Here is a 15,055-nt window from a genome sequence, read left to right as displayed (position 1 = left end):
TGGTTTGAGTTGTTTTTCTAGATGGTTCTGGTAAGATTGAGGAAACATAATTAACAGATGGGGCCACTTAATAATTTTGACCCCATCTTTTTTTAGCTCAAGTTGGGTCAATCCGCCACCCGTGAGGGTTTTGACTGGGTTGTCACCCCCTCAGATTATTATACCTTAAAAAAACCTCAAATGATTGCATAGCAATCATTTGAGGTTTTGGCAATTCTGAGTTTCTTTGAAATTAAATCTGCGTGAATATCTGCGGAATGTGGGTTCGAGAGCTCAATAGTCCCAATTTGCTTAAACAGATTCCACACCCCATCATGACCATCTCCCAAGCAGGTTATCGATTCACTTTGAGGTTGGCTATTTACCCATGCCACTAAATCTGGATTATTTTGGAAAAAAGCTGCCCCTACAAAGGCGATGTACCTTAACTGCCTTATAGTTCCTCCAGACACTTTCTTCTCCTTCATGAGTTCTCAGTCTGACGTTTCCTCCGTCTATACGAACATGCTTGTACTTTCTCGGTAGTTTCAGGCGGCAGCAATTTGTAACGCTCTAATAGCCGATGTTGTGTACTGTGGGGTACATAAATTCCTGTTAAGATTTTTAAGTCTCTCTCCGCATTGGCAAATGATTCATTTCCCACTAATAATAAACAACATTTTTCCAAGTGAGGGCTCAAACGACTTCCCTTATTTACTCCCAGCTTTTGAGCTTGTTTACTCGATAGAGTTATTTCTCCTACGCAACTTTTTATGGTTCTTTTTCTCCCCCAAGCAGTTCCTCCTGCTGAGTAAAAAAAAACTGCTAATTTCTGGTGCTACTGTCTCAACTAAATGCTCTCTGACAGTCAGTTCGATAGATTCAAAGCTTTGTAGATTGTCTGGCGGGGTATTCTGATAAAAAATATCGGCTATTTCTTGGAGATTTATTTTGATCTTCTGCCGTTGTTCTGGCGTCATATTGACTTGGGGTGATGGTAATTTATTTGCTTTCTATTCTGCCATCAACTTGCCTGCTAAGTCTTTGAGTATTTATACTGGCTGCAAAACTGGGATGCTCCCCAATCCCATGGCGATCGCCGATGCAATTTGGGAAGCCCTACTCAACCAGATCTCCCGCGTAACAAGGGAACTGAGGCTGAGCAAACAATGCGCCTAGCCCCCCATCACTCCATCAATTAGTAGAAGCAGCCAACTCAGCCAAACGTTCCTGCTGATCCTGAGAAATGCAAGTTTGAATAATCCCCTCAATATCCCCTTCCAAAACACTATTGAGCGAGAAATTCTCCCCCAAACGGTGGTCGGTAGCCCGATTGTCTTTATAGTTGTAAGTGCGAATCTTCTCCGATCGCGAACCAGTACCAACCTGAGCCAAACGCCGCGACTTCACCTCATCCTGCTGCTCCCGCAACTTCATCTCATAGAGCTTAGCCCGCAAAATCTGCATCGCCCGCTCCTTATTCTGCAACTGACTGCGCTCCTCAGTACAGAAAATCCGAATTCCCGTCGGTTTGTGAAACAAATCCGCAGCAGTTTCCACCTTGTTCACGTTTTGGCCGCCAGCACCGCCCGATCGAGCCGTGCTCATCTCAATATCCTTCGGATCGATGTGAATTTCCACATCATCAACCTCCGGCATCACAGCCACCGTCGCCGTCGAAGTATGCACCCTGCCGCCAGCCTCAGTCACCGGGACTCGCTGCACCCGGTGTACTCCAGCCTCAAACTTCAGCTTGCTGTAAACGCTGTCGCCTGTAATTTCCAGAATCACCTCTTTAAAGCCGCCCATTTCCGCCAGCGACTCGCTCACCAACTTCACCTGCCAGCCTTGAGTTTGAGCGTAACGCGAATACAGCCGCAGCAAATCTCCCGCCCAAATACTAGCCTCATCTCCGCCAGTACCCGCCCGAATTTCCAGCATAATATTCTTGTCATCATTCGGGTCGCGCGGCAGCAGCAAAACCTTCAAACGACTTTCCAAACTCTCCAGTTTCGACTCAAGTTCCTCAACTTCCAGCGCAGCCATTTGCTGCATTTCTCGATCGCCCGCAGCTTCCTTGAGAACCTGTCGCGCGCCCACCAAATCTTCCTGAGTGGTTTTCCACAGAGCAAAAGTATCGACCACTTCCTCCAAGGACGATCGAGCTTTCGCTACCCGTTGAAACTCTTGATTGTCCCTAGCGACATCCGGGTCAGCCATGCGGCGAGTCAACTCATTAAAAGTTTGCTCTACCGACTTCAATTTATCCAGCAAATAAGATTCAGCCATTGTCAGTTGTCCTTTGTCAATCGATTTTAGATTTTAGATTTTAGATTTTAGATTTTAGATTTTAAGAACAGTTGGGATAGAATCTCGATCGAACTCTACTGCCTGCTTAGCAAGTCTTCAATCTAAACTCTCCAATCCGAGGGCGGATCGATTTTAGATTTTAGATTTTAGATTTTAGATTTTAGAACTCAAGAGCAGTTAGGATAGAATGTCGAGCCAACTCAACTCGATCGAACTCAACTGCCTCCATAGCAAGTCTTCAATCTAAAATCTAAAATCCGAGGGCGGTAAGTTGCCAGTAGAAAGAACTACTCTCAACAAACTGCGGACAAATGACAATCCGGCTACTTCTTCTTTTTGCCTTTACCAGCAGCCTTAGCAGCATCTGCTTTCGGGTCTTCCATTTTCAGCGGTCCAGAGGAAGCATCTGCCTTCGGCATTTCTACCTCGGTCATGCCGTATTTCCGCATAAAGCGCTCCACACGACCTTCAGTATCAATAATCTTCTGAGTGCCAGTATAAAAAGGATGATTTCCCGACCAGACATCAACTTGAAGCTTTGGTCTAGTTGAACCCACAGTCATCACAAGTTCCCCGTTGCAATAAACCTGAGATTCGGGATACCACTCAGGGTGAATGCCATCTTTTGCCATTGTTTTTTACTCTCTAATTTTTGACTTTACAACCATTTTAGCTGCCGCAGGACTTGTACACCAACAACAGCACGAATTTTGCCTTATATCTGTTGGAACCAGGAATCAGGAATCGGAAATAAACTTCAAAAAAAGGCAGATATAATCTGGATAGATAATTTTTGCCTTTTCCTTCTTCCTTCTTCCCTCGATTACCGCTTCGAGTATTGAGGAGCTTTCCGAGCTTTCCGCAAACCGTACTTTTTCCGTTCTTTGGCCCGCGGGTCGCGAGTCAAATAGCCCTCAGTCTTCAGAGGCTTGCGGTTGTCCGGGTCTAATTGACAAAGTGCTCTAGCGACACCCAAGCGAATCGAGTCAGCCTGACCTGTCAAGCCACCGCCTTCGACTTTTACCAAAATGTCGTACTCATTTTCCAGACCCAAAGTTTCCAGAGGGGCCTTAGCGAGAGCCAAATAAGTAGGGTTGAATTGCAGGTACAAATCCCCCTCTTTACCGTTGACAGTCAGTATGCCAGTGCCGGGAACCAAGCGCACCCGCGCTACTGAACATTTGCGGCGACCGGTACCCCAGTACACAGCGCGGCCGGTATCTGTTGCTTGCATTAGTCATTTCCTCCCGGAATCGTGTGAACAATTAACTCTTCTGGTTTTTGAGCTTGGTGCGGGTGGTTTGGGCCAGCGTACACCTTCAGCTTAGTAAACAATTGTCTGCCTAGAGAAGTGTGAGGCAGCATTCCCCGAATAGCTTCTTCCACAATTCTTTCGGGCAAACGCGCTTGCAATTTGGCAAAAGTTTCTGTTTTCATGCCGCCCGGTCTTCCAGAATGGCGGCGGTAGATTTTCTGGGTGCGTTTTTTGCCAGTAACAGCGATTTTGTCAGCATTGATGACTATTACGAAGTCGCCGGTATCCATAGAAGGAGTGTAAGTCGGTTTGTGTTTCCCCCGGAGGTACATGGCAACTTCAGTTGCCAGACGGCCCAGCCGCTGGTCTGCGGCATCGACCACGTACCACTTGTGCTCTAGGGAGTCTTGAGTAGGGACGTAAGTTTTGTTCATTGTTTGTTCTTAGTTGTCTATTAACTGTTGTCAGTTGTCAGTTGTCAGTTGTCAGTTTTTAATTGTTAGTTGTCCTTAGTTTTTTATTAGTAGTTACCTAATGACTAATGACTAATGACTAATGACTAATGACTAATGACTAATTTTGGCTGAGTGTCGTACCACACATCTGGGGGAAAGGGAAATTCTGAATAGCCAACCCGCAGCAGGCACAAACCTTGAGCGGGAGCGGCATATTTTACCATTTCTCGGCGTTCGTTGACCCAGATATCTGTGAAATTGTCGATCGGCCTTTCCCCGCGACCCACCTGCACCAGCAACCCCACCAGCAGCCGCATCATCCCGTACAGAAACCCGCTCGCCTGAACCTCTATATAGACCAGAGGCCCAGAACGGTGACACTCTGCCGCTTGTACGTCCACCCAGGAATGGGGGCGGACAGAGCCCGCGCGGTGGAAAGCAGCCAGGTGATGCCGCCCGATGAGCGGTGTCAAAGCTGTCTGAATCAAAGATTCATCCACAGGGGCGTGATAGCAGTGCCAAGCAAAAGGACGCACAAACAAATTAGGGGTCGGGTCTGTATAAAGGGTGTAGCGATAGCGCCGCCAACTGGCTGAGAACCGAGCGTGCCAGGTAGGTTCCACCTTTGCCGAAGCTCGAATTAAAATATCTTTTGCCAGTCGAGAGTTGAGAACGCTTGCCCAGCGGTGAGCCGGAATTGGGCCGCGGGCATCAAAATGCGCTACTTGAGCAGCAGCGTGAACTCCCGCATCGGTCCTCCCAGCAGCGTGCAGCGTTACCGGGCGTTCCAGAACAGTCGATATTGCTGTTTCAATTTCTTCTTGTACTGTACGCTGGTTCGGCTGTCGCTGCCAACCGTGAAAGTTAGTGCCGAGGTATTGGATTACTAGAGCAACGCGCTGTATCGATTGGGGATTTTCGATTGGGGATTTTGGATTGTCAGTCATAAATCACAAATCTCCAACCCAAAATGGAATTAAACCAGTTCAACGATCGCCATTTCGGAATTGTCTCCTTGACGGGGGACTGTTCGTACTACCCGGGTGTAGCCCCCGTTGCGCGAGCCGTACCGTTCTTGTGCCGCCTCAAACAAGGCGTGTACTAACTGTTTATCGTAGATATAGCCCATAGCTTGGCGGCGAGAGGCCAAGGAGCCATCTTTGGCGAGGGTAATCATCCTGTCCGCCTCTGAGCGCAGCGCTTTGGCGCGGGCGAGAGTGGTAGTGATTTTACCGTGGCGGATTAATTCGGTGGTCAGCGAGCGCAGTAGGGCGCGGCGCTGGTCAGCCGGTTTGCTGAGTTGGGGAACGCGACAGCGGTGACGCATGGCAGTTGGTAATTGGTAATTGGTAATTGGGCGCCGGGATAGTCCGCGAGTTTTGAGCGGTGAATTCTTTAACTTAAAAACTCACCTACTTAAAATTCAGAACTTTTTTACCCGTTACCCGTTGATTAACTTTTAGCTGATTTTTCCTGTGGCAAGGTAATGCCCAAGCGTTTTTGTAAAGCTTCAATCACTTCTTCTGCGGACTTCTGCCCGAAATTCTTGATCTCGAGCAAGTCTTCTTGGGTATAATCCAATAAGTCTGCGACTGAGTTGATCTGAGCCCGCTTGAGACAGTTGTAAGCCCGGACCGACAACTGCAATTCTTCGATCGGAATTTGGCTGGTAGGATCGGCTTCACCTGGATACTCTGGTTTGAGAGAATCTTGGGTGATGTCTTTGAGAGGTGCAAATAAATCTACCAGGATGTGGGCAGATTGACTCAAAGCTTCTTGAGGAGTCACGCTGCCATCAGTCCAGATTTCCATAATCAGCCGGTCTTTCTCGACCGTGCCGCCTACCCTAGCATCTTCAACGCTGTAGTTGACTCTGCGAATCGGCATAAAGATGGCGTCAATTTGGAGAAAATCCAAAGCCGACCCATCATCGCGACTGCGGTCTACTGCTCGGTATCCGATGCCTTTTTCAATTCTGAATTCCATTTCCAGAACTGAGCCGGGCGAGAGAGTTGCAATGTACTGGGAGCGATCGATCAATTCCACCTCTGAGGGCAAATCGAATCGATCGGCCGTAACGGTGACGGGCCCCTCAATCCGCAACCTGCCGATTTGCGGCTGCTGAGAATGAGTTTTGAGGACTACTTCTTTCATGTTCAGGAGAATTTCTAGAACATCCTCGCGTACCCCTTCGATGGTGGCAAACTCATGATTTACGCCCGCGATTCGGACTGAAGTTACTGCCGTTCCTTCCAAATTTGACAGCAGAACTCGCCGAAGCGCATTCCCAACAGTTGTTCCCTGACCGCGATCGAGCGGTTCCAAGACAAATTTTCCGTACTGACTGCGGTCTTTGTCAGTGTTAGACTCTATACATTCAATTTGAAACTGCGCCACGGAGTGACCTCCCTTTTCCACTTTGGATTTTTGATTTTGGATTTTAGATTGCAGAGCATACCCCTGAACGGATTTCGGATTTTGGATGGACGGGGCAACAGTTAGAACCATTAGTTTTTGACTTTAAGCAGTTAGCCAATATCCAAAATCTAAAATCTAAAATCTCAAATCGTTTTAGACTCTACGTCGCTTGGGAGGGCGACAGCCGTTGTGAGGAATTGGGGTAACATCTCTAATCAGGGTGATTTCCAGTCCCGCCCCTTGCAGCGCCCGAATGGCAGTTTCTCGACCTGCTCCGGGCCCGCTCACCATTACTTCTATTTGGCGCATTCCTTGGTCGTTGGCTCTGCGGGCAGCACTTTCTGCTGCTGTTTGAGCTGCAAAGGGAGTCCCCTTCTTAGCTCCTTTAAAACCGCTGGAACCTGCTGATGCCCAGGATATTACTTCGCCGTTGAGGTCGGTAATAGTGACAATCGTGTTGTTAAAGGTAGACTGGATGTAGCCTACCCCATTGGGTACATTCCGTTTCTGCTTTTTTGCACCAGATTTCTTGCCTGTTTGTTGTCGCGCCATATTAGTCTCTTTAACGTTTCTCTCAACTAATGTTCCGAAGCGCTAGGAGCCAGCAGCCCCCAGCGTATTTTTCCAAAAAAGATGTTACTTCTTGGAAGGTGCCTTTTTCTTGCCCGCAACTGTTCGGCGGACGCCGCGACGGGTTCTGGCGTTGGTACGGGTTCGTTGTCCCCGCACCGGCAGACCCAAACGGTGACGCCGACCGCGATAAGTTCCGATGTCCATCAGGCGCTTGATGTTCATTGACTCCCAGCGCCGGAGGTCTCCTTCGATTTGGTATGTTGTTTCTACATGAGCCCGCAGAGCTGTCACGTCGGCCTCTGTTAAATCCTTGACGCGAGTGTCAGGATTTACGCCTGTTGCAGCAATAATTTTTTGGGCCCGCGACAAGCCTATTCCGTAAATGTATGTCAGACCTATTTCGACGCGCTTATCGCGTGGAAGGTCTACCCCGGCAATCCGTGCCACACTTTTTGTCTCCCTAGTTTTCCTGTTTGGCTACAATGTTCAATTAGGATGCACCTGCGTGCAGTGCCCAATCTTCTTTTTTTTCTAACCTTGGCGCTGTTTGTGTTTCGGGTTAGTGCATATCACCATCACTCGACCGCGACGGCGGATGACGCGACATTTTTCACAAATTTTTTTGACAGATGCTCGAACTTTCATCTTTCTTCCTGCCTGGAGAACCCCGCTCTACCGGAGAGCAGGCACGCTGGGACTGCCCGTAGAGCGGTGGGAGGAGAGGCTGGGCAAGGTGTAGGCCTCTCCTCGATTAAATTGTATAAAGTGCGGGTTGTTTCATGAAGGAGCCCGCTTGCACCCACTCCCATTGCTGGGGTAAAGTTCGCCTGCGCCAGAGTGTTGGCGAGCAATACTTTTACGGCGTAGCAATGACTTAACCCGGTACACCGGTGGGTTGTTGACGCCCTTCTCGGCAACACTACAAACGTAGCATTATAGCATAAATTTGGCGCTTTTTACCAAATTCTCTCTAATTAAACTTAGAATTAGTTTTTAGAAAGTTTTATCTAAGCCTATTTTTTCCGAAGGCGATAAGTAATCCGACCTTTGGTCAAGTCGTAGGGAGTCAATTCGACTTTGACGCGATCGCCAGGCAGAATTTTGATGTAGTTGCGGCGGATCTTGCCGGAAATGTGAGCCAGCACGTTAAACCCATTATCTAGGTCAACGCGAAACATCGCATTGGGCAGGGATTCCGTCACCGTCCCTTCCATTTCAATTAAATCTTGCTTAGACAATTTGGTATTTACCTCAACTCTACATTTGATTAACTAGGAGTATCCCGGCGTTTACCTCAAAACCTATTGACTGGTAAGGGTCAAACGGGAACGGGGGGGCAAAAATTCGGGCGACTCGATCGATTTCTTGACTCAACAAACCGCTTGCTTTAGCTTTACTTGAGTAAAGTTGTGGCAATTAGTATCGAGTTCAATCCCGGAACTAGCAACCCTCACAAAACCTGATAGCACAAAAAGCTCCTAGTTAACATATCTTAGCAAAAGCTTGTGAGTAACAAGCTGTATTGAGACGGTTCAAGAGTCGCCCGAGAGAGCTTGTTGCAGTTGTGCTGTGACTGATTCCATCGCTCGATCGCCATCAACCGCAACTAACTGTTCGCGGTTTCTGTAAAACTCAATCAAAGGTTCAGTTTGCTCGCGATAAACTTGCAACCGGCGGCGGATCGTTTCCTCATTGTCATCTTGGCGACCCCGCGACAACAGGCGAGCCACCAAAATATTGTCAGGAACGTCCAAATTGACAGCTCTGAGATCGCAGTCCTTTCCAGACGAACTTCCCCCACCCCCAACCTCGCATAGCAGTTTGTCAAAAAAAGCTGCCTGCGCGACTGTGCGGGGAAAGCCGTCAAGGATCCAGCCAGCACGAGCATCAGACTGATTCATACGTTCTTGCACGATATCCATCAATAACTCGTCAGGAACTAACTCTCCCCGATCCATGTAGGATTGTGCCTTTTGACCCAACTCCGTTTTGGCAACTACGCAGGCGCGTAGGATGTCACCGGTAGAAATGTGGGGTATTTTCCAGAGAGCTGCTAAAAGCTGAGCCTGAGTTCCCTTTCCTGCCCCTGGAGGCCCCATAAAAATCAAGTGCATTGCGATTACTTCACCATTCCTTCATATCGTTGGGAGATGACGTAAGTTTGAATTTGCTTAGCAGTTTCGATCGCGACACCTACTAAAATCAGTAGGGAAGTTGCGCCAAAACCTCTAAAAGTTTGCACTCCGATCGCGCTTTCTACAGCAGTTGGTACAATGGCCACCAGACCGAGAAATATCGCTCCCAAGAAAGTCAAACGGTTCAAAACCTTCTCCACATAATCGCTGGTTTTCTGGCCCGGACGAATTCCAGGAATGCTGGCGCCCATTTTCTTCAAGTTCTGAGACATATCTACGGGGTTGACAATCAACGAAGCGTAGAAATAGCTGAAGAACAGAATCAAAGTCAGATAAAACAGCGCGTAAGCCCAAGGCGCAGGCCCGTTCGGACTCAAAACATTAGCAACTTGAACCAGAAATGGGTTATTGAGAGACTGAGCGAGGAAAGAAGGCACAATCAAAACCGAAGATGCAAAAATAATCGGCATCACTCCGCCTTGATTCAAGCGCAGGGGCAGATAGCTCCGGCTCTCCCGATAAACTTTGCGGCCGACTTGGCGCCGGGCCGAAATAATCGGAATGCGGCGAGTACCTTCCTGAACAAAAACAATACCAACAATCGTCACCAAAAAGACCAGCAGCAGAACGACTACGCGGCCGACAACTTGCGTGTCCCCACTTTGAGCCAATTCAAAAGTTTGTCCCAAAGAACGCGGCAAAACCGACACAATGTTGATAAAAATCAGCAGCGACGCTCCGTTCCCGATACCTCGCTCCGTCACCACTTCCGATATCCACATCACAAACATTGAGCCGGCCGTCAGGGCCAAAGCAGTTTGTGCTATGAATAAAGGCGCCGGAGCTTGAGCAAAAGGGCTGACCCAAATCGCAATGCCAACGCTTTGCAAAATTGCCCAGCCCAAAGAAACGTAGCGAGTAATTTGAGAAATCTTGCGCCGCCCGGCTTCCCCTTCATTTTTCTGCAAGTCTTCTAAACTTGGCAGAGCCGCAGTTAGAAGTTGCACGATAATTGAAGCATTAATGTAGGGCAAAATCCCCAGCGCGAAAATCCCCAAAGCTGACAAGCCACCTCCTGAGAACAAATCCAAAAAGCCAATTAAAGGGCTATTTTGGACGTTTTGGGCAAAGGCGACTCGATCGATGCCGGGGACTGGCAAGTGAACACCCAGGCGTACTAAAATCAGTAAGCCAATGGTTACGAGGATGCGGCCTCGTAAACCAGCAGCTTGAGCCATCTGCATGAACGTCTCTTGTGCAGTTGGCGCTTTTTCTCTACTAACGTCCATAGTTACGATTTTGGATTTTAGATTTGGGATTTTCGACTAAATCATTTTCTGATAGCAAGCTTGAGGATTTGAGATTTGGACAGACTCTCAAACCTCAAATCTTTACGCAACTAATTCGCAACTTCCGCCGGCGGCTTCAATTTTGGTGCGAGCACCTGCAGTAAAAGCCGAGGCCCGCACTTGCAAAGGCACATTCAGTTCGCCATCTCCTAAGATTTTCAGCGGGCCGTCGTCTGTGGTGACAATTTTTGCTTGGATCAAAGAGGTGAGAGTAACTTCTGTGTTTGCTGGCAGCGATGCTAATTTACTTACATTAATGGTAGTGTACTCTTTGCGGTTCACTAAAGGGAAGCTTTTCAGCTTAGGCAGACGGCGGTAAAGGGGATTTTGACCACCTTCAAAACCGGGTCTAGTGCCGCTACCGGCTCTAGATTTTTGACCGCGCATCCCTTTGCCGGAGCTCGCGCCTTGACCGGCAGAAATACCTCTGCCCAAGCGTCGGGGGCGCTTTTGGGAGCCTGCTTTGGGTCGGGCGTCTTGCAATCTCATAGTTTTAGTAATTGGTAATTGGTAATTGGTATTTAGAGAGCGGGTGCTCAGTAGTTTTGAGTGCGTGAGTTTTGAGTTGCGGATTTTTTTATTCTCAACGCAAGCACTTAACACTCAAAACTTACAGTTTCCCATTCTCTATGCCCTAACCGTAGAGGTTTTCTACTGGAATTCCGCGTTCTTGAGCAACTTCGGACAATGTGCGGAGGGTGGAGAGGGCGTTGACTGCTGCTCGGGCGTTGTTTAAAGGATTTCCAGAACCTAGCTGTTTTGCCAAGATGTTGCGGACTCCTGCTAGTTCGAGAACAGTTCGCACGGCTCCCCCTGCAATTACCCCGGTTCCCGGAGCGGCCGGACGCATCATGACTTTTGCTCCGCCACCGTCACCGTTTATGGGGTGAGGGATGGAGTTAGCTTTGGTGAGGGGGACTTCAATTAGGTGCTTTTTGCCGTCAGCGACGCCTTTTTTAACGGCACCGATTACGTCGCTAGCTTTGCCGACTCCCACTCCAACTTGACCGCGTTCGTTGCCGATAATGACTATGGCGCGGAAGCTGAGTTTTTTACCGCCTTTGACTACTTTAGTAACGCGGCGGATCTGAACGACCCGTTCTTGCCATTCGGATTCTTTTTCGCGCGTTTTGTTGCCGCTGCTTTTTTTCTTGTTGCGCTGTTCTTTTTGTTCTGCCATAGTTTTGTCTTGTGGGAATTGAGGATTAGTAACTGGTAGTCGGGAATGAGGAATTAACGATGAGGAATTAAGAATTTTATTGATTCCTTCTTCCTTCTTCCGACTTCCATCGGACTTCTTCCTTCTTCCTAAAAGTCTAACCCGGCTTCGCGAGCTGCCTCTGCGAGGGCTTTGACGCGACCGTGATAGAGGTTGCCTCCGCGATCGAATACTACTTTGACTATGCCAGCGCTGGAACAGCGTTTGGCAATCAACTGACCGACTTGCACGCTCGCGGAGCAGTTGGCACCAGAACTGAGATTTGACTTCAATTCGGGATCTAGGGTTGACGCAGCAGCCAAAGTGTGCTGTGCGGTGTCGTCGATTACTTGGGCGTAGATGTGCTGATCCGATCGAAATACCGCTAGTCTGGGACGTTCGGAGGTGCCGAACACCTTGCGGCGCACCCGGCGGTGTCTGCGCTGGACTGATTCTTTGCGAGTAAGCTTCATTGTTACTTCTTACCTGTTTTGCCTGTTTTACCAGCTTTGCGCCGGACGACTTCGCCGCTGTAGCGAATGCCTTTGCCTTTATAGACTTCGGGCGGACGCACCGCGCGGATGCGGGCTGCTGTATTGCCTACGAGTTCTTTGTCAATACCGGAGACAATGACGTTGGTGTTACCTTCAACTGCCATTGTGATGCCTTCTGGAGGGGGCATTTCAACGGGTTTGCTGTAACCGACGTTTAAAATCAGGTTCCGTCCTTGAACCTGTGCCCGATAACCTGTGCCGATAATTTCCAGGCGCCGCTGAAAACCTTGGGATACACCTTCGACCATATTGGCGACTAGGGTGCGGCACAAGCCGTGCAGTTGTCTGGCGACGCGAGATTCGTCTCGGCGGGTAACGAGTAAAGTCTCGCCTTCGAGTCCCATGAGGATTTCGGCTGGGATAACTCGAGAAAGTTCACCTTTAGGACCTTTGACGGCTACTTTTTGACCGTCTAGGGTGATGGTGACTTTATTGGGAATGCTAATCGGACGCTTGCCAATTCGCGACATAGTTTTTTGTCCTTTGTTTTTAGTTATTAGTCCTTGATTATTAGTCTTTAGTTATTAGTCCTTAGTGATTGATTTTGGAGTCTGTTGCCAACGACCAGCGACTAATGACTAATGACTAATGACTACCAAACATAACAAAGCACTTCGCCGCCCAAACCTTGGCGTCGAGCTTCTCTATCCGTCATAATGCCACTGGAGGTGGAAATAATGGCTATGCCAATTCCGCCTAACACTCTGGGCAATTCTTTACGGTTCGAGTAAACGCGCAGTCCTGGTTTGCTAACTCGCTTAAGTGCCGTGATAATGGGCTTGCGAGTTTTACCTTTGTACTTTAGAGAAAGCACTAAATGTCGGTTGATCCCTTCTGCTTCTGCTTCTTCAAATTCGCCGATAAAGCCTTCACTTTTGAGGACTTGGGCGATGCTGCGGGTCATTTTTGTAGCTGGAATTTGCGTTGTTTGGTGGCGCGCCATGCAAGAATTGCGAATGCGCGTCAACATATCTGCTATGGTATCGTTAGCTGCCATCTTTTGCTTCTTACTCTAGTGCTTAGTTGTCCCGGAACGGCATTCCCATTTCTTTAAGCAAGGCGCGTCCTTCTTCGTCGGTGTTTGCTGTGGTGATTATTGAAATGTCCATGCCTCGAATTTGATCGATGCGGTCATATTCTATTTCTGGAAAAATTAGCTGTTCTCTCAGACCCAAGCTGTAGTTGCCGCGCCCGTCAAAGCTTTTGGGGCTGATGCCGCGGAAGTCGCGGATTCGGGGGAGTGCGAGGTTGATCAGCCGATCGAGAAAATCGTACATCCGATCGCCGCGCAGCGTCACCATAACGCCGACGGGTACTCCTTTGCGGATTTTGAAGCCTGCAATCGCTTTTTTCGCCCGCGTCACCACCGGTTTTTGCCCGGTGATGATGCCAATTTCGCTGATCGACGAATCCAGTGCCTTAGCGTTTTGAGATGCTTCTCCCAAACCGCGGTTCACGGTGACTTTGACGAGTTTGGGAACCTGATGGATATTAGTATATTTAAACTGATCCATCAGTGTGGGAACGATTTTTCCTTGATAAAGAACCTTGAGTTTGTCCGGCATAGTTTTTGTGTTTCGTTAACTGTCCCTGGGCTTGGTCAGGGAATTTGTCGATTGTCAGTTGTCAGTTGTCAGTTGTCAGTTGTTAGTTGTCAGCTAATCACTAATGACTAATGACTAATTATCGAGGATTTCTCCGGTTTTTTTGAGCTGTCGCAGTTTCCGGCCATCTTCGCTAAATGTATAGCAAACGCGGCTCGCTATTTTCTCTTTTTCGGAATAGTGCATGACATTTGAGCTGTGAATGGGAGCCTCAAACGTGACTATTTTGCCTGATTCTCCCTCTTGCTGGGGCTTGACGTGCTTGGTTCTGATATTTACACCTTTAACAATTACTTTGCTGACTTTAGGATATGTCTTTAAGATTTCTCCGACTTTTCCTTTCTCTTTGCCAGTAATTATTTGCACGGTGTCGCCTGCTTTGACGTGCATTCTGTAGCGCTGCAGTTCGCTAGTTGGTTTACCCTTTTTTCCGTACATTTTAAAGTACCTCCGGGGCTAAGGAAACGATTTTAGTAAAGTTTTTGTCGCGCAGTTCGCGGGCTACGGGACCGAAAACCCGAGTGCCTCTGGGGTTGCCGTCTACGTTGATAATAACGGCGGCGTTATCGTCAAAACGAATGCTCATGCCGCTGTCGCGGCGCAGGCCTTTGCGGGTTCTGACAATGACAGCCCGGACGACATCTGATTTTTTGACGGCCATATTGGGGATGGCGTCTTTGACGACGGCAATGATGACATCGCCGACTCCGCCGTAGCGGCGGTTGCCGCCTCCCAATACGCGGATGCACATCAGTTTGCGGGCTCCGCTATTGTCGGCGACATTGAGGTATGTCTGGGGTTGAATCATGGTGATTGGGGAAAAGGTAATTTGATGCTTGCTAACTGATAACTGCTAATTGCTAATTGATGGTTAATCACAGGGTCGATCGATTGATTTGACGATCGCACGCTTCAAAGCAATTAAGAATTAACTGTTAGCCATTTTTTGCACCGAAAATCTCAGCAACCGTCCAGCGTTTGGTTTTGCTCAAAGGGCGAGTTTCAGTGATGCGGACGCGATCGCCCGATTTGCACTGGTTTTCTTCGTCGTGAGCTTTGTACCGCTTGGTGCGGACTACGATTTTGCCGTATTTGGTGTGGGAGGAGCGGTTTTCGATTGCTACCACGACGGTTTTATCCATCTTGTCGCTGACTACTACGCCAACTCGTTCTTTAATTGCCATACCTACCTATTGTTGTTCTGCAATTGAGTTTTTTTAGCTAC

The 15,055-nt window shown here is 48.5% G+C and carries 23 protein-coding genes; all 23 read right to left on the bottom strand.

The features are described 5' to 3' along the window. Positions 1-176 precede the first annotated feature (176 nt). The gene (locus tag QUA13_RS07450; RefSeq protein ID WP_333197712.1) at positions 177-467 is read right to left on the bottom strand and encodes a hypothetical protein; all 291 of its coding nucleotides are present in this window, start codon (positions 465-467) and stop codon (positions 177-179) included. Between the two features lie 706 nt (positions 468-1,173). After that, on the bottom strand, positions 1,174-2,268 hold the full coding sequence (gene prfA / locus QUA13_RS07445) for a peptide chain release factor 1 (RefSeq protein WP_333045772.1): 1,095 nt from the start codon (positions 2,266-2,268) through the stop codon (positions 1,174-1,176). A 344-nt stretch (positions 2,269-2,612) separates the two neighbouring features. After that, on the bottom strand, positions 2,613-2,921 hold the full coding sequence (gene rpmE, locus QUA13_RS07440; protein WP_333059812.1) for a 50S ribosomal protein L31: 309 nt from the start codon (positions 2,919-2,921) through the stop codon (positions 2,613-2,615). Positions 2,922-3,112: 191 nt separating this feature from the next. Further along, on the bottom strand, positions 3,113-3,523 hold the full coding sequence (gene rpsI, locus QUA13_RS07435) for a 30S ribosomal protein S9 (protein ID WP_106147490.1): 411 nt from the start codon (positions 3,521-3,523) through the stop codon (positions 3,113-3,115). Further along, on the bottom strand, positions 3,523-3,978 hold the full coding sequence (gene rplM / locus QUA13_RS07430) for a 50S ribosomal protein L13 (protein WP_172190410.1): 456 nt from the start codon (positions 3,976-3,978) through the stop codon (positions 3,523-3,525). The genes rpsI and rplM overlap by 1 nt, the downstream gene beginning before the upstream one ends. A 125-nt stretch (positions 3,979-4,103) precedes the next feature. After that, the gene (gene truA, locus QUA13_RS07425; RefSeq protein WP_333197711.1) at positions 4,104-4,946 is read right to left on the bottom strand and encodes a tRNA pseudouridine(38-40) synthase TruA; all 843 of its coding nucleotides are present in this window, start codon (positions 4,944-4,946) and stop codon (positions 4,104-4,106) included. Between the two features lie 29 nt (positions 4,947-4,975). Further along, positions 4,976-5,326, bottom strand: a complete 351-nt coding sequence (gene rplQ / locus QUA13_RS07420) for a 50S ribosomal protein L17 (RefSeq protein ID WP_006634978.1) — start codon at positions 5,324-5,326, stop codon at positions 4,976-4,978. Between the two features lie 125 nt (positions 5,327-5,451). Beyond that, positions 5,452-6,396: a DNA-directed RNA polymerase subunit alpha gene (locus QUA13_RS07415; RefSeq protein ID WP_332958426.1), complete on the bottom strand. Its 945-nt coding sequence runs from the start codon at positions 6,394-6,396 to the stop codon at positions 5,452-5,454. 174 nt (positions 6,397-6,570) lie between these two features. Next, entirely contained in the window at positions 6,571-6,969 is a 399-nt protein-coding gene (gene rpsK / locus QUA13_RS07410) for a 30S ribosomal protein S11 (RefSeq protein ID WP_006634980.1), read from the bottom strand. An 84-nt stretch (positions 6,970-7,053) separates the two neighbouring features. Further along, positions 7,054-7,437: a 30S ribosomal protein S13 gene (rpsM, locus tag QUA13_RS07405; protein WP_006634981.1), complete on the bottom strand. Its 384-nt coding sequence runs from the start codon at positions 7,435-7,437 to the stop codon at positions 7,054-7,056. 84 nt (positions 7,438-7,521) lie between these two features. Next, positions 7,522-7,635, bottom strand: coding sequence for a 50S ribosomal protein L36 (gene rpmJ, locus QUA13_RS07400; RefSeq protein WP_015178722.1), 114 nt, complete (start codon positions 7,633-7,635; stop codon positions 7,522-7,524). 368 nt (positions 7,636-8,003) lie between these two features. Then, complete coding sequence (infA, locus tag QUA13_RS07395; RefSeq protein WP_006276978.1) at positions 8,004-8,228, bottom strand: translation initiation factor IF-1; 225 nt, start codon at positions 8,226-8,228, stop codon at positions 8,004-8,006. Between the two features lie 294 nt (positions 8,229-8,522). After that, positions 8,523-9,104, bottom strand: coding sequence for an adenylate kinase (locus QUA13_RS07390; protein ID WP_333197710.1), 582 nt, complete (start codon positions 9,102-9,104; stop codon positions 8,523-8,525). Between the two features lie 5 nt (positions 9,105-9,109). Further along, entirely contained in the window at positions 9,110-10,414 is a 1,305-nt protein-coding gene (secY, locus tag QUA13_RS07385) for a preprotein translocase subunit SecY (protein WP_172190407.1), read from the bottom strand. 102 nt (positions 10,415-10,516) lie between these two features. Further along, positions 10,517-10,963 (bottom strand): 50S ribosomal protein L15, encoded by a 447-nt coding sequence (gene rplO / locus QUA13_RS07380; protein WP_006634984.1) that lies wholly within the window; start codon positions 10,961-10,963, stop codon positions 10,517-10,519. Positions 10,964-11,108: 145 nt separating this feature from the next. Beyond that, positions 11,109-11,654 carry a 30S ribosomal protein S5 gene (gene rpsE / locus QUA13_RS07375; protein ID WP_172190405.1) on the bottom strand — a complete coding sequence of 182 codons (546 nt, stop codon included), beginning with the start codon at positions 11,652-11,654 and terminating at the stop codon, positions 11,109-11,111. 128 nt (positions 11,655-11,782) lie between these two features. Further along, positions 11,783-12,145, bottom strand: coding sequence for a 50S ribosomal protein L18 (gene rplR, locus QUA13_RS07370; RefSeq protein ID WP_333185947.1), 363 nt, complete (start codon positions 12,143-12,145; stop codon positions 11,783-11,785). Between the two features lie 2 nt (positions 12,146-12,147). After that, complete coding sequence (gene rplF, locus QUA13_RS07365; protein WP_172190403.1) at positions 12,148-12,696, bottom strand: 50S ribosomal protein L6; 549 nt, start codon at positions 12,694-12,696, stop codon at positions 12,148-12,150. Positions 12,697-12,818: 122 nt separating this feature from the next. Continuing rightward, positions 12,819-13,223, bottom strand: coding sequence for a 30S ribosomal protein S8 (rpsH, locus tag QUA13_RS07360; protein WP_006634988.1), 405 nt, complete (start codon positions 13,221-13,223; stop codon positions 12,819-12,821). Positions 13,224-13,245: 22 nt separating this feature from the next. Next, the gene (rplE, locus tag QUA13_RS07355) at positions 13,246-13,791 is read right to left on the bottom strand and encodes a 50S ribosomal protein L5 (protein ID WP_172190402.1); all 546 of its coding nucleotides are present in this window, start codon (positions 13,789-13,791) and stop codon (positions 13,246-13,248) included. 114 nt (positions 13,792-13,905) lie between these two features. Continuing rightward, entirely contained in the window at positions 13,906-14,268 is a 363-nt protein-coding gene (gene rplX / locus QUA13_RS07350) for a 50S ribosomal protein L24 (RefSeq protein ID WP_216670624.1), read from the bottom strand. A 1-nt stretch (position 14,269) separates the two neighbouring features. Then, on the bottom strand, positions 14,270-14,638 hold the full coding sequence (rplN, locus tag QUA13_RS07345) for a 50S ribosomal protein L14 (protein ID WP_172190401.1): 369 nt from the start codon (positions 14,636-14,638) through the stop codon (positions 14,270-14,272). Between the two features lie 127 nt (positions 14,639-14,765). Beyond that, positions 14,766-15,014, bottom strand: coding sequence for a 30S ribosomal protein S17 (gene rpsQ, locus QUA13_RS07340; protein WP_015178711.1), 249 nt, complete (start codon positions 15,012-15,014; stop codon positions 14,766-14,768). Between the last annotated feature and the right edge of the window lie 41 nt (positions 15,015-15,055).

The sequence above is a fragment of the Microcoleus sp. S28C3 genome (assembly GCF_036700785.1).
Classification (GTDB): Bacteria; Cyanobacteriota; Cyanobacteriia; order Cyanobacteriales; family Microcoleaceae; genus Microcoleus; species Microcoleus asticus.
Note: the sequence above shows the minus strand (reverse complement) of the source record. Positions and strands in the feature narration are given on the sequence as shown.